The organism is Hydrogenophaga sp. GW456-12-10-14-TSB4 (genome assembly GCF_059424305.1).
This window is the reverse complement of the sequence record NZ_JBWKZH010000087.1, coordinates 1-20318: the sequence shown is the minus strand read 5'-3', so window position 1 is coordinate 20318 and position 20318 is coordinate 1. Positions and strand designations below refer to the sequence as shown.

General features: G+C 65.1%; 22 protein-coding genes and 3 pseudogenes. 16 read left to right on the top strand and 9 right to left on the bottom strand.

The genetic code is table 11. The annotated features are described in order from the left end of the window. Positions 1-23 precede the first annotated feature (23 nt). From traF (AC07ZS_RS27055) to AC07ZS_RS27010, 10 genes are read left to right on the top strand one after another with little or no spacing between them, the layout of a single operon-like run. Positions 24-578 carry a conjugative transfer signal peptidase TraF gene (gene traF / locus AC07ZS_RS27055; protein WP_494801544.1) on the top strand — a complete coding sequence of 185 codons (555 nt, stop codon included), beginning with the start codon at positions 24-26 and terminating at the stop codon, positions 576-578. A gap of 11 nt (positions 579-589) precedes the next feature. Continuing rightward, complete coding sequence (locus AC07ZS_RS27050; RefSeq protein ID WP_494801542.1) at positions 590-1024, top strand: hypothetical protein; 435 nt, start codon at positions 590-592, stop codon at positions 1022-1024. After that, on the top strand, positions 1021-1671 hold the full coding sequence (traW, locus tag AC07ZS_RS27045) for a type-F conjugative transfer system protein TraW (RefSeq protein WP_494801541.1): 651 nt from the start codon (positions 1021-1023) through the stop codon (positions 1669-1671). Before AC07ZS_RS27050 ends, traW begins: the two co-directional genes overlap by 4 nt. Continuing rightward, positions 1668-2687, top strand: a complete 1020-nt coding sequence (gene traU / locus AC07ZS_RS27040; protein WP_494801540.1) for a conjugal transfer pilus assembly protein TraU — start codon at positions 1668-1670, stop codon at positions 2685-2687. Before traW ends, traU begins: the two co-directional genes overlap by 4 nt. Next, the gene (gene trbC / locus AC07ZS_RS27035; protein WP_494801539.1) at positions 2674-3474 is read left to right on the top strand and encodes a type-F conjugative transfer system pilin assembly protein TrbC; all 801 of its coding nucleotides are present in this window, start codon (positions 2674-2676) and stop codon (positions 3472-3474) included. Before traU ends, trbC begins: the two co-directional genes overlap by 14 nt. Positions 3475-3483: 9 nt before the next feature. Continuing rightward, positions 3484-5898, top strand: a complete 2415-nt coding sequence (traN, locus tag AC07ZS_RS27030) for a type-F conjugative transfer system mating-pair stabilization protein TraN (RefSeq protein WP_494801538.1) — start codon at positions 3484-3486, stop codon at positions 5896-5898. Further along, positions 5895-6281, top strand: coding sequence for a hypothetical protein (locus tag AC07ZS_RS27025; RefSeq protein ID WP_494801537.1), 387 nt, complete (start codon positions 5895-5897; stop codon positions 6279-6281). The genes traN and AC07ZS_RS27025 overlap by 4 nt, the downstream gene beginning before the upstream one ends. Before the next feature lie 7 nt (positions 6282-6288). Then, on the top strand, positions 6289-7167 hold the full coding sequence (gene traF / locus AC07ZS_RS27020; protein ID WP_494801536.1) for a conjugal transfer protein TraF: 879 nt from the start codon (positions 6289-6291) through the stop codon (positions 7165-7167). A 9-nt stretch (positions 7168-7176) separates the two neighbouring features. Further along, on the top strand, positions 7177-8625 hold the full coding sequence (locus tag AC07ZS_RS27015; RefSeq protein WP_494801535.1) for a conjugal transfer protein TraH: 1449 nt from the start codon (positions 7177-7179) through the stop codon (positions 8623-8625). A 21-nt stretch (positions 8626-8646) separates the two neighbouring features. Next, complete coding sequence (locus AC07ZS_RS27010; RefSeq protein WP_494801534.1) at positions 8647-11418, top strand: conjugal transfer protein TraG N-terminal domain-containing protein; 2772 nt, start codon at positions 8647-8649, stop codon at positions 11416-11418. Between the two features lie 5 nt (positions 11419-11423). Here the strand turns inward: AC07ZS_RS27010 and AC07ZS_RS27005 are convergent, their stop codons facing one another. Together AC07ZS_RS27005 and AC07ZS_RS27000 are read right to left on the bottom strand one after the other, a co-directional pair. Next, a complete protein-coding gene (locus tag AC07ZS_RS27005) occupies positions 11424-11762 on the bottom strand; it encodes a hypothetical protein (protein WP_494801533.1) in 339 nt (112 codons plus the stop codon). Between the two features lie 229 nt (positions 11763-11991). Continuing rightward, on the bottom strand, positions 11992-12540 hold the full coding sequence (locus tag AC07ZS_RS27000) for a hypothetical protein (protein WP_494801532.1): 549 nt from the start codon (positions 12538-12540) through the stop codon (positions 11992-11994). 287 nt (positions 12541-12827) lie between these two features. On the opposite strand from AC07ZS_RS27000, the pseudogene AC07ZS_RS26995 reads away from it, so the two are divergent. From AC07ZS_RS26995 to AC07ZS_RS26975, 5 genes and pseudogenes are all read left to right on the top strand, one after another. Then, a pseudogene (locus AC07ZS_RS26995) lies at positions 12828-12991 on the top strand (IS5/IS1182 family transposase); the annotation flags it as partial. A gap of 84 nt (positions 12992-13075) precedes the next feature. Continuing rightward, positions 13076-13414 carry an IS66-like element accessory protein TnpA gene (tnpA, locus tag AC07ZS_RS26990; RefSeq protein ID WP_494801531.1) on the top strand — a complete coding sequence of 113 codons (339 nt, stop codon included), beginning with the start codon at positions 13076-13078 and terminating at the stop codon, positions 13412-13414. 5 nt (positions 13415-13419) lie between these two features. Further along, positions 13420-13743, top strand: coding sequence for an IS66 family insertion sequence element accessory protein TnpB (tnpB, locus tag AC07ZS_RS26985; RefSeq protein ID WP_494801530.1), 324 nt, complete (start codon positions 13420-13422; stop codon positions 13741-13743). A gap of 84 nt (positions 13744-13827) precedes the next feature. Continuing rightward, a complete protein-coding gene (gene tnpC, locus AC07ZS_RS26980; RefSeq protein WP_494801543.1) occupies positions 13828-15342 on the top strand; it encodes an IS66 family transposase in 1515 nt (504 codons plus the stop codon). Positions 15343-15366: 24 nt separating this feature from the next. Continuing rightward, the gene (locus AC07ZS_RS26975; protein WP_494801529.1) at positions 15367-15957 is read left to right on the top strand and encodes a plasmid pRiA4b ORF-3 family protein; all 591 of its coding nucleotides are present in this window, start codon (positions 15367-15369) and stop codon (positions 15955-15957) included. Between the two features lie 479 nt (positions 15958-16436). On the opposite strand, the gene AC07ZS_RS26970 is transcribed toward AC07ZS_RS26975, so the two are convergent. The 5 genes and pseudogenes from AC07ZS_RS26970 to AC07ZS_RS26950 all read right to left on the bottom strand — a co-directional run bounded on the left by AC07ZS_RS26970 (position 16437) and on the right by AC07ZS_RS26950 (position 18918). Then, positions 16437-17387, bottom strand: coding sequence for a site-specific integrase (locus AC07ZS_RS26970; protein ID WP_494801528.1), 951 nt, complete (start codon positions 17385-17387; stop codon positions 16437-16439). A 434-nt stretch (positions 17388-17821) separates the two neighbouring features. Then, positions 17822-18019, bottom strand: coding sequence for a YgaP family membrane protein (locus AC07ZS_RS26965; RefSeq protein ID WP_494801527.1), 198 nt, complete (start codon positions 18017-18019; stop codon positions 17822-17824). Positions 18020-18052: 33 nt separating this feature from the next. After that, complete coding sequence (locus AC07ZS_RS26960; RefSeq protein ID WP_494801526.1) at positions 18053-18208, bottom strand: YgaP-like transmembrane domain; 156 nt, start codon at positions 18206-18208, stop codon at positions 18053-18055. 145 nt (positions 18209-18353) lie between these two features. After that, positions 18354-18581: pseudogene (locus AC07ZS_RS26955) on the bottom strand (rhodanese-like domain-containing protein); the annotation flags it as partial. A gap of 25 nt (positions 18582-18606) precedes the next feature. Continuing rightward, positions 18607-18918 carry an ArsR/SmtB family transcription factor gene (locus tag AC07ZS_RS26950; RefSeq protein ID WP_494801525.1) on the bottom strand — a complete coding sequence of 104 codons (312 nt, stop codon included), beginning with the start codon at positions 18916-18918 and terminating at the stop codon, positions 18607-18609. A gap of 145 nt (positions 18919-19063) precedes the next feature. On the opposite strand from AC07ZS_RS26950, the gene AC07ZS_RS26945 reads away from it, so the two are divergent. Further along, positions 19064-19420 carry a carboxymuconolactone decarboxylase family protein gene (locus tag AC07ZS_RS26945; protein WP_494801524.1) on the top strand — a complete coding sequence of 119 codons (357 nt, stop codon included), beginning with the start codon at positions 19064-19066 and terminating at the stop codon, positions 19418-19420. Between the two features lie 400 nt (positions 19421-19820). On the opposite strand, the gene AC07ZS_RS26940 is transcribed toward AC07ZS_RS26945, so the two are convergent. Both AC07ZS_RS26940 and AC07ZS_RS26935 read right to left on the bottom strand, forming a co-directional pair. Further along, complete coding sequence (locus AC07ZS_RS26940) at positions 19821-20024, bottom strand: type II toxin-antitoxin system RelE/ParE family toxin (RefSeq protein WP_494801523.1); 204 nt, start codon at positions 20022-20024, stop codon at positions 19821-19823. 142 nt (positions 20025-20166) lie between these two features. Then, positions 20167-20318, bottom strand: a pseudogene (locus AC07ZS_RS26935) (IS5/IS1182 family transposase); the annotation flags it as partial.

The following is a 20318-nucleotide window of genomic DNA, read 5'->3' as shown; positions in this document are numbered from 1 at the left end:
TCCCCGAAGTCCCCACCCCGTCGGTGCGGCCGGTCTGGTGGTCCCGGCGCCGCCGCGACCTGCAGGAGCTGCTGCGGCACATGCGCCGCCGCTGGTATTTGTACGTCCCGGTGTTCGCCATCTGGGGCTTTGCCTACGCGCGGCTGTTCATCGACCCCACGCCGCGCGTGCCTGTGCTCTTCAACTGGACCCCGAGCCTGCCCTACCGCATGGCGCTGATGCAGTACGGCCACGCCGCGCTGCAGCGCGGCGACCTGATCGTGTTCGCGTTCGCGGGAGAAGCGCAGGAGCACTACCGCGGTTTGCGCGGCCAGCCCTTCTTCAAGCTGGTTCGGGGATTGCCCGGCGATGTCGTGACGGTGCAGGGCCGCCTCGTCTACGTCAACGGCGAGCCCGTGGGCAGCGCCAAGACCCATGGGCACGACCGCCATCCGCTACGCCCCATCGAGGCCACGGTCATCCCCGCTGGCCACTACTACGTCCAGGGCACCAGCCCCGACAGTTTCGACTCCCGCTACCACGCCAGCGGCCTCGTGCGCGCCGACCAGGTGCTGGGCGTCGTGGTGCCGCTGTTCTGAAGGAGATGGACATGGCCTGCAGACGCACCTTCCACCCGCCACACCTCCAAGGTCGCCCTCGTGCAGTCTGGGCTGCCCTGTACGCGCTGATGGTCGCTCACTCGGCCTCGGCCGTGGCACAGACCAGCCCCGCCCACGGACCTCTGTCGCCGTCGCCATCTCCCCCGCAGGCAGCGGCCTTCGGCGACGACGTCCCCCTGGCGGACTACCTCGGGTTGTTGCGGCAGATCGCACCCGCCGCCGAGGACGGCGCGCGCACCTACCTGGCCGCGGCCCGGTTGCGCTGCGGCCGGGAACTGAACACGGCCGAACTGCGCCGCGCGATGGCGCAGGACGGTGGCGACCCGGTGCTGATGGGCTTGATCCGCGCAGCCCACTCGAAAGACCGAGGTGCGCGGCAGCAGCTCATCGCCCAGGTCCAGTGCGCGCACGGAGGCCCGCGATGAAGCTGTCCTCAGCACCCCTCGCACACCTCGTGCTCCTGGCATTGGCCGCGCTCTCGACGTTCGACCGGGCGGCGCACGCCACCGATCTCGGCACGATCGGGCCGACCTACAAAATCGCTGAGCCGCACCTGCTGCGGATGATCGAGCAACGCCTGCGTGAGAAGGAGCGCTCCGGCGAACTGGCCCGCATCGAACAGGATGCCCGGAGCCGCGGCACGGAAACGGTCCGCCGCCCACCCCCCGTCGCCAGCGTGCGGACCACCGCCAACCCGCGCACGTTCTATTTCGACCCCACCTACACCCTGGACCAGAACATCCTCGGCGCCAGAGGCGAGTTGCTGTTCGCGGCGGGCACCCAGGCCAATCCGCTGAACATCGTCTCGATGACGCGCCACCTGCTGTTCTTCGACGCCAGGGACAGCCGGCAGGTGCGGCGCGCCCTTGAGCTGATGGCGCGCTACCAGGGCAAGGTCAAACCCATCCTCACGGGAGGCTCCTACCTCGACCTCATGAAGTCTTGGCGCATCCCCGTCTATTACGACCAGCAGGGCCTGCTCACACGCCGCCTGGGCATCACCCAGGTGCCCGCCCTCGTGTCCCAGGAAGGCAAGCGGCTGCGCATCGATGAGATGGAGGTATCCCGATGATTTCGCGTCCCATCCACTGCCTCGCCAGATGGCTGCTGATGCTGTTCGTGATGCTCGGGGCCGCGGCAGCCAATGCCACGACCTGCACCGGCAAGTTTCCCAATCCGATCACGGACATTTGCTGGAGCTGCATCCTGCCCATCAGCATCGGCGGCGCACGCATGGGCAATTTCGGCGACCAGGAGGACATCGACAACCCGTCCAGCCCGCTGTGCACCTGTGGGGTCAATCCTGTGATCGGACTCTCCGTGGGGTTCTGGGAGCCCGCGCGCCACGTCGAGGCCGTGCGCAAGCCCTTCTGCCTGACCTCGCTCGGCGGCATCGACCTCGATCCCGGCATCCCGGCGCCCGAGGCCGCGCGTTTCACGCGGCCGGAGGCGGACGGGGATGGCGGCAGCTTCTATCAGGCTCACTGGTACACGAACCCGGTTCTGTACTACCTCGAAGTCGTCACCGACTTCCCGTGTCTGGAGCGCGGATCGTTCGACCTGGCCTACCTGACCGAGGTCGACCCGCTCTGGGCCGACGACGAGCTCACGCTGATCATCAACCCGGACGCCGCCCTGTTCGCCAACCCGGTGGCCATCGCGGCCTGCGCAGCCGACTGCGTGGCGGCCTCGGTGGGCTTCGGCATCCGCGAGCTGTTCTGGTGCGCGGGCTGCCAGGGGTCGCTCTATCCCATGAACGGCCATGTGCCCTACCACATGGGGGGCGTGCGCACCGCCGCACTGATGGCCCAGCGGCTGACCGCCAAGATGCACCGCGAGCTGATCGCCTGGGGCTGGCACGGCCAGCCGGGGCTGTGCGGTCCCTACTTTGCACCCGTGATGGACAAGGCGGCCTACAAGACCCAGCTCACCCACCCCATCCCCAACACGACCAAGGAAGCCGGCAAGTGCTGCCAGCCCTTCGGACGCACGACGGTCATGTGGGGTGCCGGCAAGGAGTACCCGGTGCGCGGCGAGGACTTCGCCTTCATGTTGTTCAGGAAAAGGAACTGCTGTGTTGGCTACTGAACTCCTCCACCGCCTTGTCGGCAACCTTGATTCCCCGCAGTCCTCGCGCGTCGGTATCGGTTTGCTCCTGCTCGCCTGGGCCCTGTCGGCCGGGGCGCAAGCGCCGGTGATCACTGACGCGGACATCGAACGTGCCCGTCAGGGGCAACCCACGGTCACGGACCAGGACATCGAGGCCGCGCGCCGCAAGCACGGTGGGCCGGCGCCCGCGCCGGGGAGCACCTCGCCGGCCCTGCGGGGCCCGGCAATCGAAGCGCTCCCCCAGCCTGTGACGCGCACGCCCATCGACCTCGAAGCCCTGGCGCGCGGCTACGCCTCGCAGTCGGACGCCATGGCCGCGGCGCAGGGACTGACCAGCGGCCCCGGTCTCTTCGTCTTCGTGAGCCTGTCCATGCCCCGCCCCGCGCTGGAAAAACTCATCGACCAGGCGGCCAGAGCGCGAGCCTCCGTCATCCTGCGCGGCTTCGCCCAGGGCTCGCTGCGCGAGACCGTGGCCCAGGTCCAGGGGCTCATCGGCACGCGCCAGGTCGCCGTGCAGATCGATCCCCAGGCCTTCGACCGCTTCTCCATCGCACGCGTGCCCAGCTTCGTGCTCGTGCGCGATGGCACGCGACCGGAGTCATGTGCCGCAGGGACTTGCGCGCCACCCGAAGGCTTCCTGCGGGTGGCCGGAGACGTCAGCCTGGACTATGCGCTCGAGCACATGCAGCGTGCGGTGCCAGGCTTCAGGATCGAGGCTGGGCCTTTCCTCGACCGGCTCGGCCGGTCGGGACAGCCGCGGCGATAGGAGCATCCGATGCCCACGCTCAACGTGCACGGACTGAAGCGCGCCATCGTCTGGTTCACGATGGTCTGCTTCGTCCTGACGCACGTCAGCGCCCAGATCGGGCCGCACGCCGAGGGCACGGCCGCCGGGCAGGCCGCCAACCCCGTGGTCCGAGGGACCATCAACACGCCCGATGCCTCCGCCGTGGTGCCTGGCTACACCACGACACCGCCCGAGCGCCTGTACCACGGCCAACCCCATCTCTCGGGCCAAACCAGCGCCCGCCTCGCGGCCTGTGCGATGACGCCCCACGATCCCGTGTGCCAGGCACTGCTGGGTGCCCGGGCCTCGGCGAACACCCCCCGCGAAGCCATCTCGCCCTACGACCCCGCGGTGCTGGGCGCGCGCCGCGTGGCGGCCAACCCGTCGACGGCACTGGAAGACATCGCGAGCTTCTACAGCGGATGCCAGGTGGACACGGTGGCCACGCCCGGGACCGAAACCCGGGTCTGCCGGCAGTACACAGGCGCCACCGCCCAGTCCTGTGCACGCACGCTGTCGGTGTCCGTCTCGCGCACCAGCAGTTGCTCGCCGGGTGAATGGTTCTCCCAGGCGGGTTCCGGCAGCGCGTCGATGGCGATCCAGTGCAGGCCGGATCAGCCCGCGTCCGCGCAACGCATGCGCGTGACCAGCGGCGGCGTGCCGGTCGCCTTCTTCGACGTGGACGCGAACTCGGGGCTGGTGTTCCCGCGCCGGGTGGCCGACCTGCCCACTCCGGTCTGGCCACCGGGTGGCCCCAACGGGGCCTGGATCGTCAACAACCAGTGCAACGGCGACGCCTGCCGGTTGACCGGGTTCATCGCCCAGGAACACCGGCAGATCTGCACGGGTGCTGGCGGGGACTCCGACCCGGTCTGCACCACCGAGCGCCCCTTCCACGAGGTCTACGCGGCCTGCCCCGCCGGCACGCAAAGCGGCGACAACATCGCCTACACCGTCGACAGCGGCGGCGAGGGCGGCAGCAGCCAGGCCTTCACCCTCGATCAGGGAACCTGCTACGCGCCAACGCCGCGGCCGTCCGAACACGTCGGCACCGACATCACGGGAACGGTCTCCGGCTTCTACTGGACCGCGCACGCCAGCCGTCCCGTGGTGGGCTTCCGGCTGAACCCCCTGTACGGTCCCATCTCGCAGATGGCACTGAGCTTCGAGCGGCCGCACACCACGGTCACCGAGTCCGATCAGTGGGACGACCAGTGCCCCACGCTGGCCAGCGACGGGCGTTGCGCCGTCACGGGCGCGGCGCGCTGCGTCGACGGGCCTGCCGCCAAGGTGGTGGATGGCGCCCAGGTCACCCGAGCCTGCTGGCGCCACGAGACCTCGCTCTCCTGCCAGTTCGGGGCCGCATCCGACGAATGCGCGCCGCTGGCCGCGTCGGGCTGCGCGCCTTCGGGGACGGTCTGCCGCCAGAGGAACGCGGCCACCGGCATCTGCGAGCTCACCGAGAACACGTACACGTGTTCCGCGGCGCCTGGCTCAAGGGTGACCGCGCGCAACTGCCCCACCGACGTCTTCTGCATCGCCGGCAGCTGCTTCAACACCACGTACACCAACGACGCGGACTTCGCGCGCTCGATGTCGTTCCTGGAAGCGGCGCGCGAGGCTGGCGTGTATCTGGACACCGACAACCTGCAGGTGTTCAAGGGCGAGGCGAATCGCTGTCGCGACCGGCTGCTCACCAACTGCTGCCGCAGCGATCCGGCCGGCCAGGGCATGAGCAACCAGAGCATGTTCGGCGCCGGCTCGCGGCTGGTGTTCGACGCGCTGATGAATTCCGGCAACCGGGAGTTTCTCTACCAAGGCATGCAGGCCTTGCTGATGAGTGGCGGGTTCAGCGGCAGCTTCACGAGCTACGGCGTCACGGTGGCGGTGAACGGCACCGCCCTGCCCGCCGGCTCTGCGGTGCTCTATGCCGGCGAGAGCGTGGTCGTGGCCTTCGACCCGTGGTCCCTGGTGATCGCCATCGTCATCTACATCGTGATGGCCGCCCTGTCCTGCGACGAGGAGGAATCCAAACTCGCGATGAAGGAAGGGGCGCGGCTGTGCCACTCGGTCGGCACCTACTGCTCGTCCTGCATCCGGATTTTGGGTCGGTGCGTCTCGTGCATCACCCACACGACAAACAAGTGCTGCTTCAACTCGGTCCTGGCCCGGGTCATCAACGAACAAGGCCGCCAGCAGGTCGGCAAGGGCTGGGGCACGGCGCAAGCGCCGGACTGCTCCGGCTTCACGATCGCCCAGTTGCAGAGTCTGGACTTCGCGCGCATGGACCTCAGCGAGTTCTACGCGTCGATCGTGCCGAACATGCCCAACGTCGGGGTGATCCAGGGCGGCAACGTCGATCGCGCCGCCAACTGCTACTACGGGGAGGGGAGATGTCAATGAACGCCATGCCACGCATCGCCGCCGCCATCCTGGTCCTGGCTCTGGTGCTCGCTTCTGCCGCCCGCGCACAGGCGGTGCGCACACCGGTCCCCGACGCCCGCCCTGTCCTGCTGGCCGCGCTGCAGTCCGCGGAAGGCACGGCCCATGGCGTGCTCACTGGAGAGATCGCCGATGCGATCACCAGGCACTTCGAGGCCACTTCGCCGATCTACATCGACGTCTCAACCGAGAGGCGCTACCGCGAGCCCGGCTGCAGCCGGCTCAAGGTGCTGTTCTGGCAGGAGGGCGTGAAGCTGCCCGGCGTGACCGCCCCGCGCAAACAGACGATCGAGTTCGGGATCAACTACTGCACCACGCGCCTGCCGCCCCGGTCGCTGCTGTGAGGTGGCCATGGTGATCCGACCCTCCCATGTTCCTCTGCTTGTGCTGACCGTGCTGATACTGGCGCCGATCGCCGATGTGGCCGTGGCGCAGGGTTCTGGTCCGGCCTCCCCGCGCGACGCGTCCTCCCGCGCTTACTGGTCTGACCGCTGGCGCGGGTGGCACTTCTACGAGGCCCCCCCGACGCAAGAGGTCGAGCCCGCAACCAGACCCGCACCGGCCCCGCCGCCGCGGCCGGCTGCGCCTGAGCGCCCACCCGAACTGGTGGAGTTCGACCGCCTGCAGAAGACCCTTGAGGACCTGCGCAACATCGCCATCATGCGGCCCAGCGAAGCCAATGTGCGCAGTTACATGGAGCTGGAGATGCAGGTGGTGGACCGCGCCTCCTACTTCGCCGACGTCGCGCAGCGCGTGGCCTGGGCCACGCCCAAGCTCGACCCGACGCTGCAGGGCCGGCCGGTCAACGCCCAGGCGCTGGAGGTCTTCGAGCGGCAGCAGCGGACCGACCGCTCGGCTGGAGTGGCTGCGCTGGGCCGCGACCATGTCCTGTTCTTCTTCTACCGCAGCGACTGCCCCTACTGCCATGCCTTCGCCCCCACCTTGCAGGCCTTCGAAGCGCGCCACGGCATCCAGGTCGTCGCCGTGAGCGTCGATGGCGGCCCGTTGCCGGGCTTCCCGCGCGCACGGCCCGACAACGGCATCGCCACCGCGCTGCAAGTCACTCAGGTGCCTGCCGTGTTTCTCGCCCAGCCCTCCTCCGGAAAGATCATGCCGATCGGCTCCGGGGTTCTGTCGGAGTCGCAGTTGCTGGAGCGGATTTCCATCGTCTCGTCGCCCCAGGGCGAAGCCATGCTGCCCAGCGCCACGCGGCGCCTGGCCCTGCCCTAGGAGATCGCCATGCCCACCCCATCCCGCTTCGTCCGCCGCCGCAGGGTCATCGTGCTGGCCGTCTCCCTGGCGATGCTGAGCACGGCCATGCCCAGCCGCGCCGACCTCAACAGCGAGGTCAACGACATGTTCAACAACCTGGGGGCCATCGGGAACTACACCGCGCCGGGGGCGTTTCGCGGCCAGACCTACAACACGTACACCGGCGGCAATCTGATGATGCGCTCGCCGAACAGGGTCTACCAGCTCGCGGCCGTACAGTTCCCGAGCGCCAAAGCCGGCTGCGGCGGGATCGATGTTTTTGGTGGCAGTTTCAGCCACATCTCGGCCGAAGAGTTCAAGAACATGCTGCGGAACATCACGGCCGCCTTGCCCGGGATCGCCTTCCAGCTTGCCCTCGAAGCCGTCTCCCCGCTGCTCGGCGGCCTCACGAAGTGGGCCAAGGGTCTGGAGACCTGGATCAACAATGCGCGCATCAACTCTTGCGAGACCGCGAAGGCCATCGTCAGCACCGCCGCCGAAGCGGTGGGCTACAGCTCGCAGGAAAGCTGCGCCGACCTCGCCATGGAAATGGGCCTGGAGAGCGACCGCGACGCGGCCCGTCGACGCTGCTCGACCGACCGGCCCAGCATCCTGTCCTCCGCCAGATCCTCGGGCGACGCCAATGTGCGCAACAAGGCACCCTTCGTTGGCAACCTCACCTGGCGGGTGCTGCAGCACACGGGAACCCATCTGGACGACTCGGGTCGAGAGCTGATCATGAGCATGGTGGGCACGGTCATCTACTACCCGGAAGAGTCGGGCCGCGACCCCGAGCCGATCGCGCCCACCCTGACGTCCATCAGCCAGTTGCTCTACGGTCAGGCGGCGGGTTCTGGCACCAACGTCATCCAGCACCTGCTGCGCTGCAACGACTACACGAACTGCGACGTGGTCTCGCTCAATACGGCCTACAACCATGTGCCCTTCACCGCGCGCGTGGAGACCATGATGCGCTCCATCGCGGACCGCATCGCCACGCGCACGCCCATCCCCAACAACAGCGCCGAAGTCGGTTTCGTGAACCAGACCACCGAGCCGGTCTACAAGATGCTGTCCGTCGGCACCAGCATTCCTGGCTCGGGCTTGGCAGACAGCCTGATCGGCCAGTACCGGGACGTGATCGCGGCCGACTACGCCTACGTGATGCTGGAGCGCAACCTGCGCGTCGGAATGGCGGCCCTGGCCAAGGACTTCACGCTGCAGCAGCACCAGCGCGACCAGGCCAACCAGATCAGGCAACGCGCCCAGACCCTGCTGCTGCTGCTCTCGCAGGAGAAGAACCTGCTGTACCAGAAGGTCGGCTCGTTCCGTGCCGTCGCGAGTCATCTGGAGCAGTTGGAGCGCCAGTTGCGCTCGAGCATGCCCCAGCACGTCATGGACATGCTGGGCCATCAGGCGGCCAACCAGTCCCGCTGAACTGGGTGAGTCGGTGCGGCCATGTGGGAGATCTACGCTTACCAGAACGCCGACAGCCTGTTTGGGGTGTTCAACGCGGCCGCGGCCATCCATGCATCGAGCGACTACGCGTCGGCTGTCGCGGCTGTGGCCTTTTGCGGCTTCGTGGCGGCGTTGATCGCCTACGCCTTCGCCCCGGAGAAGCTGCAGGGCTGGAAGTGGCTCGCCTCCGTGGTGCTGGTCTTCGGCGTCCTGATCGTGCCGCGGGTCACGGTGGGCATCGTGGACCGCACGGGCGGCTCGGCCGTGCGCGTGGTGGACAACGTGCCCTTTGGGGTGGCGGTGCTGGGCAGCCTCACCAGCACCATTGGGCACACGCTCACGGGCCTTTTCGAGACGGCGTTTCAGGTGATCCCGGGCATGGGCGCGCTGCCGGCCGAGCTGTCCTATGAGCAGAACGGCCTGATGTTCGGCAACCGGCTCGTGCGGGAAACCGGCAACGTGGTGTTCCAGGACCCGGCCTTTCGGACGGACCTGGTCAACTTCATCCACAACTGCACAACGTACGACCTGATCGACGGCACGCTGGATCCAGCCACCTTCTCGACCTCCGATGACGTCTGGCCGCTGATGGCCTCGCCCAACCCGGCGCGCTTCAGCACGCTGACCGGCACCGGCGGCGCCGTGGGCGTGGACACCTGTCCCAACGTCTACTTGAGCCTCAACGGCCGGCTGCCGGCGCAACTCCAGCGCATCCAGGGACGCCTGGCCTTCCAGCTCAACCCGACTTTGCCTGGCACCGCAGCGGCGGCTGCGATCGCGGGCCAGATCCAGCAGGCCTACCTCAAGAACAGCATCGCCAACGCCTCGGCCACCGCCGCCGACATCATCCGGCAGAACGCCATGCTCAACGCGCTGGAGGACACCGGCAAGATCGTGGGTCAGAAAGTCAACGACCCGGCGGCCATGGTGCTGGCCGTGGGTCGCGCCCAGGCCGTCGCCCAGATGAACGCCTCCTGGCTCAACTTCGGCAAGGTGGCCGAGCAGGCGCTGCCGGTGTTCCGCAACGTGATCGAGGCGGTCACGTATGCCCTCTTCCCGCTCTTCGTGCTGTTGCTCCTGCTGACCAGCGGGCGCGAGACCATGATGGCCTTCAAGGGCTATGCGGCGATCCTGATCTGGATCCAGCTGTGGCCGCCGCTCTATGCCATTCTCAACTACATGGCATCGATCTACGCGGCCTACGACCTGGCGGCCGCCGCCGATCTCGGGACAGGTGCGAAGGCGCTGGCCCTGCAAACTTCGTCCATCATCTACTCGCGCGCGCTGTCGGGCGAGGCCGTTGTAGGTTACCTCGCGATCAGCATTCCTTTCATCGCCTGGGCCGCCTTAAAAAGGATGGAGAACTTCGGCACGGCGCTGGTGGGCGGGCTGTCGGGACTGCAGGCCGTGCTGTCGGGCTCGACCGCAGCGTCCACGGTGGGCAACACGTCGCTGGGCAACGTGTCGATGGATCAGATGCAGCTCGCGCCGAACCGGACCTCGGCGTTCATGAGCAACTGGCAGCATGACCTGAGCGGCAACACCTTCTCATCGAACGCGCTGACCGGCACAACGGCGGTCAACTTGCTGCGCAACCAGGGCTTTGCCTCTCGGGTGGTGTCAATGCGGGTGTCCGAGCAGGACGTGCAGGACGCGAGCCGGCAGGTGGACGCGGCGCGCGGTGAGGGGGTCGCGGCCAGCAGCGAGCGATTGTCCGTGCTGGCGGAGGCCTTCACGAAGGGCGTGGCGAAGCTGCGCTCTTCGCGCAGCAGCACCGGATCCACCTCGAGCAGCTTCGAGCAGTACGGCGAGACGCTCAACCGACTGGATCAGATCAGCAAGAGCGTGGCGGACTCCACGGGCCTCTCTCAGTCTCAAGTGGCGCGCATTGCGCTTGGCGCCTCAGGTCATGTCGGCATCAAAACACCGATGGCTGGCCTCTCTGGCAATGCGACTGCCGACAAGAGCTACGCTTCGAGCCTTTCGGCGGAAGAGCGTCGGGTTGTCGGGAGCATGACAAGCGATCAACTCGCCGAGTTCAAGCAATTCGGCGACCGGGCGTCCCAAGACAGAAGTTTCGTAAGCGTCATCGCAAGCGACGCACGTGAAGCACAGGACCTCGCTGCGCGGCTGTCTTCGACCGCAGCACGCTCGGAGCGTGCCGACGCCAGTATTGCTGAGCGAAGCGCCTTCGCGGAACGCGTCTCGACGGCCTACGAACGAGGCGAGACCATCTCCATCGACATCGCCCAGGATCCTCACAATCTCGCCATGTTCACCCGATACGCTGAGCAGTACGGCGGTAACAGTGCCTCCGCGCACGTGCTGATGGAAGCGGAGTTGGCCCGGCAGTCTCTGCGACCGCATAAGGTGTTCTCCGACGGCACCGCGGTGCCCGCAGCCTTCGGTGACCTCCGAGCCCAGCACCTGAGGAACTCCAGCGATCCTGCATTGGAGCCCGATCTTGCTGATCGCCACCATTCGAATCAGGGTGACGTACGTCGATTCGGTGGAACTGCGCAACCCGCGCCGACTGCGGGCGCACCCTCGTCGATGCGGAGCACGATTCGCGAGGAAGGGGAGCGCATCCGGGCAACTACGTCGGCCGATAAAGGAGCGTTTGACCGCAAGGCGCAGATCACGAAGACAACCGATGGGACCTTGGCGTCCGAGCGCTCCCTGATGAAGCAGTCCGTCAATCAGGTGAAGGAAGACGCTGCACCTCTCATCGACGATGCCAAGAAAGCCGTGAAGGACGTGCTCAAGAAGTAGTTGTCTCAGCCAATCTTGTCAGGGTCGAACATGTGCTTGTCCGGCTCAGCGTCAGGCAAACGCGTGGAGGGTGGTTGTCCCTTGTCCCGCCAAAAGTTGGCCGCCAGATCCCGGCTGGACGTGCCCATCCCAGGAATCGGTTCGATCTCATCCTCAGTTCGCCACTGGCGTCGGAGCTTCGGTTGACGTTTGCCAATCTGGGAAAACCCGCCCCCGATCGCACCGCCGAACAGGGCACCCACGGCCATCATGCCGATCCGCAGGCCCCAGTCATCGTTACGAGCAGACAGGTAGCCGGCACCGATGCCCAGCAGCAGGAAGAAGAGGAAGATGGCTTTTCTCATAGGGGACGATGCCGTCACACCGTATCAGAGATCCACACAGAGTCAACTCTCGGCTGGAAGACACCAGCCGAGACCTTGAAGGACTACCTAGAATCTGTTCGATAACCCGGTGTTGCATCGGCCGGTTGAATCCGCCCAGTACTGCTCGACCTACTACCAGGCGATACACCGGCGTCACGGCATCACCTGCTCGATGACCGATGGCTACGACTGCTAGCTTATGGTTACTTTACAAAACAGCTTCTTTTTTGATTGATACACACCCGCTGCCGGCTGGCATCAAAAAGACCTTGGTGGCAACGCCTGCGTCCAGCACGGCGATCGCTTTCTTCAAAAAACCGACTTTCCTGAGGGTGCCGAACTGCTTGGCCGCCACGGTGTCGCACGGCTGCGGCCAATAGACCACTGCTTCGTAGCTGGCGCCGCAGCCGTTGGCTTGATTGGGTGCGAAGGACGCGCTTGCGTAGGCCGGCCCGGCCGGGGTGGGCAGCTCCATGGCCAGTGGCACCAGGCGCTGGTCCTGGTTGTTGGGCGGCACCATGAGCAAGGCGCCTGCGTCAGCGCCGAAACCCAGGAAGCTCGAGACCTGATTGATGCGGCCAGCGCAGGCGAGCATGCCTTGCTGCGCGGCGGCGCTGGCCAGGTTGTTTACTTGCGGCTGTTGTTGCGCCTGAGGCGCGGGGTTGCCGCCTTGTGCGGCGGCCTTCGGAACGAAAGCCAAGCCAAGCAAGGCAACGAAGAGGGCCACAATGGAAGACATCACTTTGAAGATGGACATATGCAATTTTCAAGTGTAACAGTTGAAACAAATAAGAGTTGTCCTAGATTCAGCCTGGTGCCGTGGAAACCGGTGATTGAGCCGCGGCAGGGGCAGCAGATCGCCGCTACGGTACGCGCTGGCGCGGTGCCGTTGTGGGAGGCGGGGATCCGTCGCAGCCCCTCGCTCGGGTAAATCCCATGCGTACACAGCATGCATCCTCACGCGACCGAAGGCTAAGGGATGGTGTTCAAAAACCCGTGCGATCCCCGATGGTTTGAAGGTCCGAGGCGAGGAACCATGTCGTCATGACGAAGCAAGCCGAACTGGGACTGAGCCTGCGCACCAGGCGCACACGCAAGGCGGTGTTCCTGGACGAGATGGAGCTGGTGGTGCCGTGGCGCGAACTCATTGCGTTGATTGCAGCGGCCTCGCCAGGGCCAGTACGGGGCGTCCACCGTTTGCACACGAAACGTAAGCGCGCGGTCATCCCACCCTTGAAGGGATGGGCCTAAGCGGCAACGATGGTGTCCACCAAGCGATGTAGGTGGACACCATGAATGAAGCCAGGAAGAAGACCCGCCGGCGGCACAGCGCCGAGCTCAAGCAGCAGATCCTTGCCGAGTGCGCCGAGCCAGGTGCATCGGTGGCCGGCATTGCCCTGTCGCACGGCATCAACGCCAATGTCGTGCACAAGTGGCGGCGCGAAGCGGGTGGAGCGCTGCCTGCACTGCAGGCTCCCGCATTCGTTCCGGTGCCGCTGCCGCCAGCGGCATGTGCACCTTCACCGGACATCCGACTCGAACTGCGTCGCGGCGCCACCAGCGTCTCAGTGAACTGGCCCTTGGAGGCAGCCGAGCAGTGCGCCGTGTGGATGCGAGAGCTGCTCAAGTGATCCGGGTGGATGCACTGTGGCTGGCCACCGAACCGCTGGACATGCGAGCGGGCACCGAGACCGCGCTGGCCCGAGTGGTGTCGGTCTTCGGCGCAGCGCGCCCGCACCATGCCTACCTGTTCGCCAATCGGCGCGCCAACCGCATGAAGGTGCTGGTGCACGACGGCATCGGTGTGTGGCTGGCGGCCCGGCGCCTGAACAGCGGCAAGTTCGTCTGGCCGCGTGATGCGGCAAGCACCGCCTCGCTCAGTCGGGCCCAGTTCGATGCGCTGGTGCTGGGCCTGCCCTGGCAGCGCCTGGCAGGCGGCGGTGTCATCACCGTGGTCTGACTCTGAAGCGCAGACCGGTGCTTGCCAATTGGGGCATGCGCCAATGGTGCGGGCGTGCCAGTGCTGGCACAGTGAATGCCCATGGTGGTCGAGCCTCAATCCCTGCAAAGCCTGAGCGCAGAAGATCTGCGTGAGCTGACCACGCGCCTCATGACGCAACTGCGCCACCAGAGCGCGCTGCTGGACAAACTCACGCACGAGAATGCGCTCCTGAAGCGCATGAAGTTCGCCGCTCAGTCCGAGCGCTTCAACCCCGAGCAGAAGAGCCTGCTCGAAGACGAGATCGAGGCCGACCTGGCGGCCGTGGCCACGGAGATCGACGCGTTGCAGGAGGCGCAGGCGCCCGCCAAGGTTGAAGAGAAGAAGGTACCCAAGCGCGCGCCGCTTCCAGCCAACCTGCCGCGGCGCGAGATCCGCCACGAGCCCGACTCGACCACCTGTGCCTGCGGTTGCCGGATGTTGCGCGTGGGCGAGGACGTGGCCGAGAAGCTGGACTACGTGCCGGGCGTGTTCACGGTGGAGCGCCACATCCGGGGCAAGTGGGCCTGTGCCCAGTGCGAGACGATTCACCAGGTGCCTGTCGATCCTCACATCATCGACAAGGGCATCCCCACCACCGGGCTGCTGGCGCAGGTGCTGGTGGCCAAGTACGCCGACCACCTGCCGCTGTACCGCCAGGAAGCGATCTTCAGCCGAGCTGGACTCGCCATCCCGCGCTCCACACTCGCTCAGTGGGTGGGGTCCTGCGGCGTGCAGTTGCAGCCGCTGGTCGATGCCATGAGAAACGAGCTGCTGCAGCACCGCGTGCTGCATGCCGATGAAACGCCGGTATCCATGCTCAAGCCGGGCAACGGCAAGACGCACCGTGCCTACCTCTGGGCCTATGCCACGGGTGCCTTCGAGACCACCAAGGCGGTCGTCTACGACTTCTGCGAATCGCGCTCGGGCGAACATGCCCGGCGCTTCCTGGGTGACTGGAGAGGCAGCCTGACCTGTGACGACTTCAGCGGCTACAAGGCCTTGATCGCCAGTGGCGTGACCGAGGTCGGATGCCTGGCGCACGCGCGGCGCAAGTTCTTCGATCTGCACGCGGCCAACCAGAGCCAGATCGCCGAGTTCGCGCTGCAGCAGTTGGGTCAGGTCTACGAGATCGAGCGTGAGGTCAAAGAGCTTCCGACCGATCAGCGCCGGGCCATCCGGCAACAACAAACGAAGCCGCTGCTCGATGCCTTGCACCAGTGGATGCTGCTGCAACGCCAGAGGGTGCCCGAGGGCTCAGCGACAGCCAAGGCGCTGGACTACAGCTTGCGGCGCTGGGAGGCACTAACCCGGTTCGTGGGTGACGGGCAACTGCCCGTGGATAACAACTGGATCGAGAACCAGATCCGGCCTATTGCCATTGGCCGAAACAACTGGCTCTTCGCGGGCAGCCTGCGCGCGGGCCAACGCGCCACCGCCGTCATGAGTCTGATCCAGTCGGCGCGCATGAACGGGCGCGACCCGTATGCCTACCTGCGCGATGTGATGGCGCGCCTGCCCATGCAGCGTGCCAGCCAGATTGGTGCGCTGCTGCCACACCGCTGGCATCCCTTGGCCTGAGCCTGAGGCTGGTAGCCTTGGGACATGAGCAAGCCCAAGAATGCCAAGCGCTCCTCCGCTGCGCAGCGCGTCTACCAACTGCATATCCAGCTTGAATACCTGGAGCCTGCGATTTGGCGCCGGCTGTGGGTGCCCGATACGGTGACGCTGGACAAACTCGATCGCATCATTCAGACAGCCATGGGCTGGAAGAACGCCCATATGCACGCCTTCACCGTCGGTTCAGTGCGCTACGCGATACCCGACCCCGATTGGCCGTCCATGGTCGAGACGCGGGATGAACGGGTGTTCGATCTGGCGACGGTGCTTGCCGACGGCACCACCGAACTCATCTACACCTACGACTTTGGTGACGACTGGCGCCACCGGATACATGTCGAGGCGGCCTTGGAGCCCGGCGCGAAGAACACTCGCCCGCTTTGCGTGGCCGGAGCCAACGCCTGTCCGCCTGAAGATGTGGGCGGGCCACCGGGCTACAGCGACTTCTTGCAGGCCATCGTCGATCCCGTGCATCCGGAGCACTTGGCGATGTGGGAGTGGAACGGCGGGCCGTTCGACCCTGCAGGCTTCGACCTCAATGCCGTGAACGCCGGGATGCGCAAGCTGCGCCTGTAGTGTCCCGTCAAGATGGGGTGGCCGGACGCTTACCACGAAACCATGCTGCGCATTCATTTCTTGCATGTATGGACCCGACGCCTTTTGCAAGCTCCTTTTGGTGATGTTCAACGGTCTGCACACATGTATACGGCTTGCTGATGGGCAGTCGCCAATGCATGCCCGCAGCCTTGATGAGATCCGCGCGTTCTGTCCTTAGCAGCAGTTCGGCTTGAGTGCTCAGCCGACAGGAAGTACAGGCTCCCGGAACGCTGGTCTAACCGGTTGTTTCATCAGATTCCCTACCGAAGAACGGTGTGATTTCCTTGGCGCTCGCATCCGGGGCAAGACGGCCATCGAAATCGGAGCTGGGGAATGCCAGGTCATGCCGCGCCCTTCGAGCGCATGTTGGATGGTGGGTGAATAGGCGGGCTCAACGGGTGTTGCCGCGTGAAGTTCTGAACGCAAAACGGGCAAAGAAGTCTTCATGCCCACGCCCTTCACACCAAATCGCGCGTCAACTCGTCCAGGGAGAGACGACGGCGCGGAAACTGCCGTCGCACAGCACTGAGCTCTGAAATGCCGAGCAGCAGCCCCACCTGTGATTCGTCCGCACCTCTGGCATAGAGCCGTTCGGCCACGGTGTGCCGCACCGTCAATGCTGTCACCCCCTTTAGATCGGCATAGCGAAACAGCTTGCGATAAACCTCCTGAATACCCCGACAACGAAAACGCCGTTGTCCTTCATCCCCGTAGGGGGTGATCTCGAAACCAAGACCGCTGGCCGACAGAAACAGTCGACTTCGAGGGCTCAGACCTCGGTACGAAGCATCAGCCCCGATCCCTTCTTCTCGACGCAAACGCTCCGCCAAATAGGCATCAAGCGCATCGTTCAGCCGCGTGCTGAGAAAATGCATCGGACGTGAGCGGTTCGTGATGGACACCTCCTCCCGGATCACGGACGAATTTCGTACTTGTCCAGTTCTGTCGATGTAATCTCGAACTTCGAGACGCGCGATCTCTAGTGGGCGAGCACCTATAGCGAAGAGCATGTAATAGAGCGCCAAGTCCTCAAGAGGCCGGTGACTTCTGGCTCGAATCCGTATCGCGCCGGCAGACACCTCGTCATCCGAGAGGGTTCGAGTATCCGGCGGCGTCGCATGTTCGGGGAAGTCCAGATCTTGCAACGCAGCATGCAGGCCAGCGCGATGAAAACGAAGCCTTCGAACAAAGGTGGCGCCCCGTGCATTAAGTCCTTCTATGCCGACAGCCATCGCCACATAGGCGGCCACGGCCTTGACACGCTTCTCAACCGCCGTACGCGTCACGGCATGATCCGTAGCCACCGCAGCGTAAGTGGCTCCATCCAGAACGGCGCGCAGCATCGACACCGAGACATCCCACGCCTCTCTGCCGATTCTTCGCTCTTCTGGGTGTTCGTATCCTGACATGCGGCTTCCCACGCGACAAGGGGCTTTTGAGACCGCCCCCCGATCTCCTGCCCAGCGAACCAGTCTCAGGCCACCCTACGTGTAAACGGAAATCCCCGCGGTCTGTCGTCATCGCGGTGGCCCGCAAGTGCTCGCGGCTCCCCACGATTGCTGAACAACGCTGGCTTGATTTTCCTTGACAGTGTAGTCACTGAAAATACTTGAATTCTGGATTCGCGTCACCTATCTTTTGGCGCATGCCCACACGCACCGGAGCGCCTCGGAGCGCGGGCCGCTTCACGCGCACACCATTGACGAAGACCTGCTCGTGCGCGTCGCGACCTCGGAGGTCGTAGAGCCCCAGAGTGAGCGCGGCGAAAAGCCCAAGTGCTCGATTCCGCAAATGCGACAGGGGCCGCCCCAAGGGCGCCCCTTGCATTGATGCGTTGATTGGCTTACTTGCTCTTCTTCAGCGGGCAGGTGTTCAAGCCCAACAGCGGATAGAGCGGGCAAAGGCCTGCCAATCCGGTGAGCAGCGGCACCACGCCCAGCCACCCCCACCAGCCCACGGTGTTCGTCGCAGCCAAGGCAATCAGCACGATTCCGGCTACAACGCGCAAGACACGATCAAGGCCACCTACATTTGATTTCATGAGTTCTCCTGTGAAAAACGAAAGGGAAATGGCTCAACGGGAGAAGGCCCTGCGGTTCCACGGAGCCTTCATCAGCAGACGTGCCAGACCGCAAAATCCCGTCACTCCCGCGAACACCAGCCCGGCACCGATGAAACCAGGCAGCGCGTAGAACCACGGCGACACCGTAGCGCCCAGCACGGTGCCCACGAACACCCCCAGCGCCGGCGGCGATCTGCACTTGGCGCTGCAACGCCAACGGCTGACGAGTGTCGGTCACTATGGGCAGGCCGGCGCGCTTCCACGCATCGAGCCCACCTTCGAGCACATAGGCATCACAGGCCGCGCAACCGTCCTGCAATTGCGCGTTCATCTGCGTGCGAGCACCCGAGCGGCAATGGAAGATGACGGCGGTCGCCCCCTCAAAGCGCGTGACGCCTTGCGCAAGTTGCGCCAAAGGAACGTGGCGGGCCTGTGCGATGTGCTCACGCGCATGTTCGTCGGCCGGTCGGATGTCCACCCGCACAGCGCCCTGTGCGAGGAGCGCGCCAGCGGCTTCGGGGGAAAGGTTCTTCAAGGTCATCGTGACAGGCCCCAGAAACAATGAATCAAGGGCAGAAGATGTCCTTCAGCGTGGCGATGAGCTTGGCCACGTTCGGGTCTTCGATGCGGTAGTACAGCGTCTGTGCCTCACGCCGGTAAGTCACGAGACCTTCCTCGCGCATCCGTGCCAGGTGCTGCGAGAGCGCCGATGGACTCAGGGGCACCGTCTCGTTGAGTGCTCCCACGCTCATCTCGCCTTGGGCGATCAGCAGACACAACACCAGCAACCGGTTGGGGTTTCCCACAGCCTGTAGCAATGCTGCAGCCTGCGCGGCGTTGTCCTGCAACAGCTCAATGTCGGATTTGCGCCGAGTCATGTTTTCAGGGGATGTTGAGCTTGTAATTTAGAATTTACTTAATTTAGCATACACTGAATTAAGTTCTTCGAACAGGAACCCGCCCGATCTCTGCAGGACGTGGTGTCCACATCCGCTTCATCCACCCGAAACCAGGAGCTCTCCCATGACCGTGCCGCCATACAAACAACTCACTCAGACCATCTCGACCAACCTCGCCCAACTGCACAAGACCCAGGCAGGCGTGATGAAGGGCTTTGGGGACCTGGGCAAGGCCGCCATGGCGGGTGGCGCCATCGACCCCAAAACCAAGGAGCTGATCGCCCTGGCTGTGGGGGTGGCTGCACGCTGCGATGGCTGCATCGGGTTTCACACCAAGGCGCTCGCGCGCCTGGGCGCCAGCACCGAGGAAGTCCACGAGGCCCTGGGCGTGGCCATCTACATGGGCGGCGGCCCGGTGGCCATGTACGCTGCCAATGCGGTGGCCGCGTTCAACGAATTTGCCGCCCCGGCCCACGCCTGAGTGAAGGAGAAGACGTACGCCTCGGACAGCAGAGCTTGTTGCAATCTTGTTTGGCGGTCAAAGCAAGCCCGACAAGGTATCCGTTGCCCTGACCATGGCGCTCAATGCGCGGCTCTTCAAGCTGTCGAGGCCAGAAATGCATGATTGATACGGATCGACCTACGACGACATGACCTCCTCCCCACTGAAGGCCCGGCCAGCGCATTAATTCTGCTTTGCCCGGTGGTTCCGTTGCAGGGGGCCGTCCAGACAACACCCTTCAAGAAGCGCGTGCCGGTGAAACCCCGCGTGTATTGACTGTGGGCAACGCTGAGGTCGGCCCATCAACAAAACAGCAGCACCGAGCAACATGGCAGGCGAGCAGGGATCAAGCGTGGGATGCAGGCTCCCGTCATCCCGGTTACGGGAATAGCTCTGCGTGGGCCCCGTTACGCACGAAAACCACCAGGCCATGCCCACCTGCGTCGTCGAGGGCGTCGTGCAGCGAAAAGTCACCGCCGATGTGGTCTTCGCGGTGGCCGCCCCGATCACCCAACAGAGGGTGTGGCGGGAGCGGGCCGTTGTTGGCAATATGCAGCGCCATTGCCTCTTTGAGGCGGTTCATGTCACAACCGGGGGTGCGACAGGCGCCGCCAGTCCTTGAGAAAGTCCCTGGTGTAGTCCGACGCACGCGGAAGAGTCGCCCGCATACTCGCGGCAGGCTCCTTCGAGGTCAAACCCGATGACCCCGAAGCATTTAGAACCTCTCCGCAAATCATGTTGACCGTCAGGTTCACGTTGCGGAACGCGATGATCGCTGCGGCGATGTGGTTGAATGCGACAAAGCCGCGTTCGAGTTTCTCGTATCGCACGAGCCGCTTGCGCAAGCGGCTGAACCAACGGTGGCAAACCTCGACCA

Coding starts and splice junctions, on each gene's coding strand:
- AC07ZS_RS27050 (WP_494801542.1), top strand. CDS start 590: ATGGCCTGCAGACGCACCTTCCACCCGCCACACCTCCAAGGTCGCCCT.
- AC07ZS_RS27025 (WP_494801537.1), top strand. CDS start 5,895: ATGAACGCCATGCCACGCATCGCCGCCGCCATCCTGGTCCTGGCTCTG.
- AC07ZS_RS26975 (WP_494801529.1), top strand. CDS start 15,367: ATGAGCAAGCCCAAGAATGCCAAGCGCTCCTCCGCTGCGCAGCGCGTC.
- AC07ZS_RS27015 (WP_494801535.1), top strand. CDS start 7,177: ATGCCCACCCCATCCCGCTTCGTCCGCCGCCGCAGGGTCATCGTGCTG.
- traU (WP_494801540.1), top strand. CDS start 1,668: ATGATTTCGCGTCCCATCCACTGCCTCGCCAGATGGCTGCTGATGCTG.
- AC07ZS_RS26950 (WP_494801525.1), bottom strand. CDS start 18,918: ATGACTCGGCGCAAATCCGACATTGAGCTGTTGCAGGACAACGCCGCG.
- AC07ZS_RS26945 (WP_494801524.1), top strand. CDS start 19,064: ATGACCGTGCCGCCATACAAACAACTCACTCAGACCATCTCGACCAAC.
- AC07ZS_RS27005 (WP_494801533.1), bottom strand. CDS start 11,762: ATGAGAAAAGCCATCTTCCTCTTCTTCCTGCTGCTGGGCATCGGTGCC.
- tnpA (WP_494801531.1), top strand. CDS start 13,076: ATGAATGAAGCCAGGAAGAAGACCCGCCGGCGGCACAGCGCCGAGCTC.
- AC07ZS_RS27010 (WP_494801534.1), top strand. CDS start 8,647: ATGTGGGAGATCTACGCTTACCAGAACGCCGACAGCCTGTTTGGGGTG.
- traW (WP_494801541.1), top strand. CDS start 1,021: ATGAAGCTGTCCTCAGCACCCCTCGCACACCTCGTGCTCCTGGCATTG.
- AC07ZS_RS26940 (WP_494801523.1), bottom strand. CDS start 20,024: ATGAACCGCCTCAAAGAGGCAATGGCGCTGCATATTGCCAACAACGGC.
- traF (WP_494801536.1), top strand. CDS start 6,289: ATGGTGATCCGACCCTCCCATGTTCCTCTGCTTGTGCTGACCGTGCTG.
- AC07ZS_RS27000 (WP_494801532.1), bottom strand. CDS start 12,540: ATGTCCATCTTCAAAGTGATGTCTTCCATTGTGGCCCTCTTCGTTGCC.
- traN (WP_494801538.1), top strand. CDS start 3,484: ATGCCCACGCTCAACGTGCACGGACTGAAGCGCGCCATCGTCTGGTTC.
- AC07ZS_RS26965 (WP_494801527.1), bottom strand. CDS start 18,019: ATGAAATCAAATGTAGGTGGCCTTGATCGTGTCTTGCGCGTTGTAGCC.
- AC07ZS_RS26970 (WP_494801528.1), bottom strand. CDS start 17,387: ATGTCAGGATACGAACACCCAGAAGAGCGAAGAATCGGCAGAGAGGCG.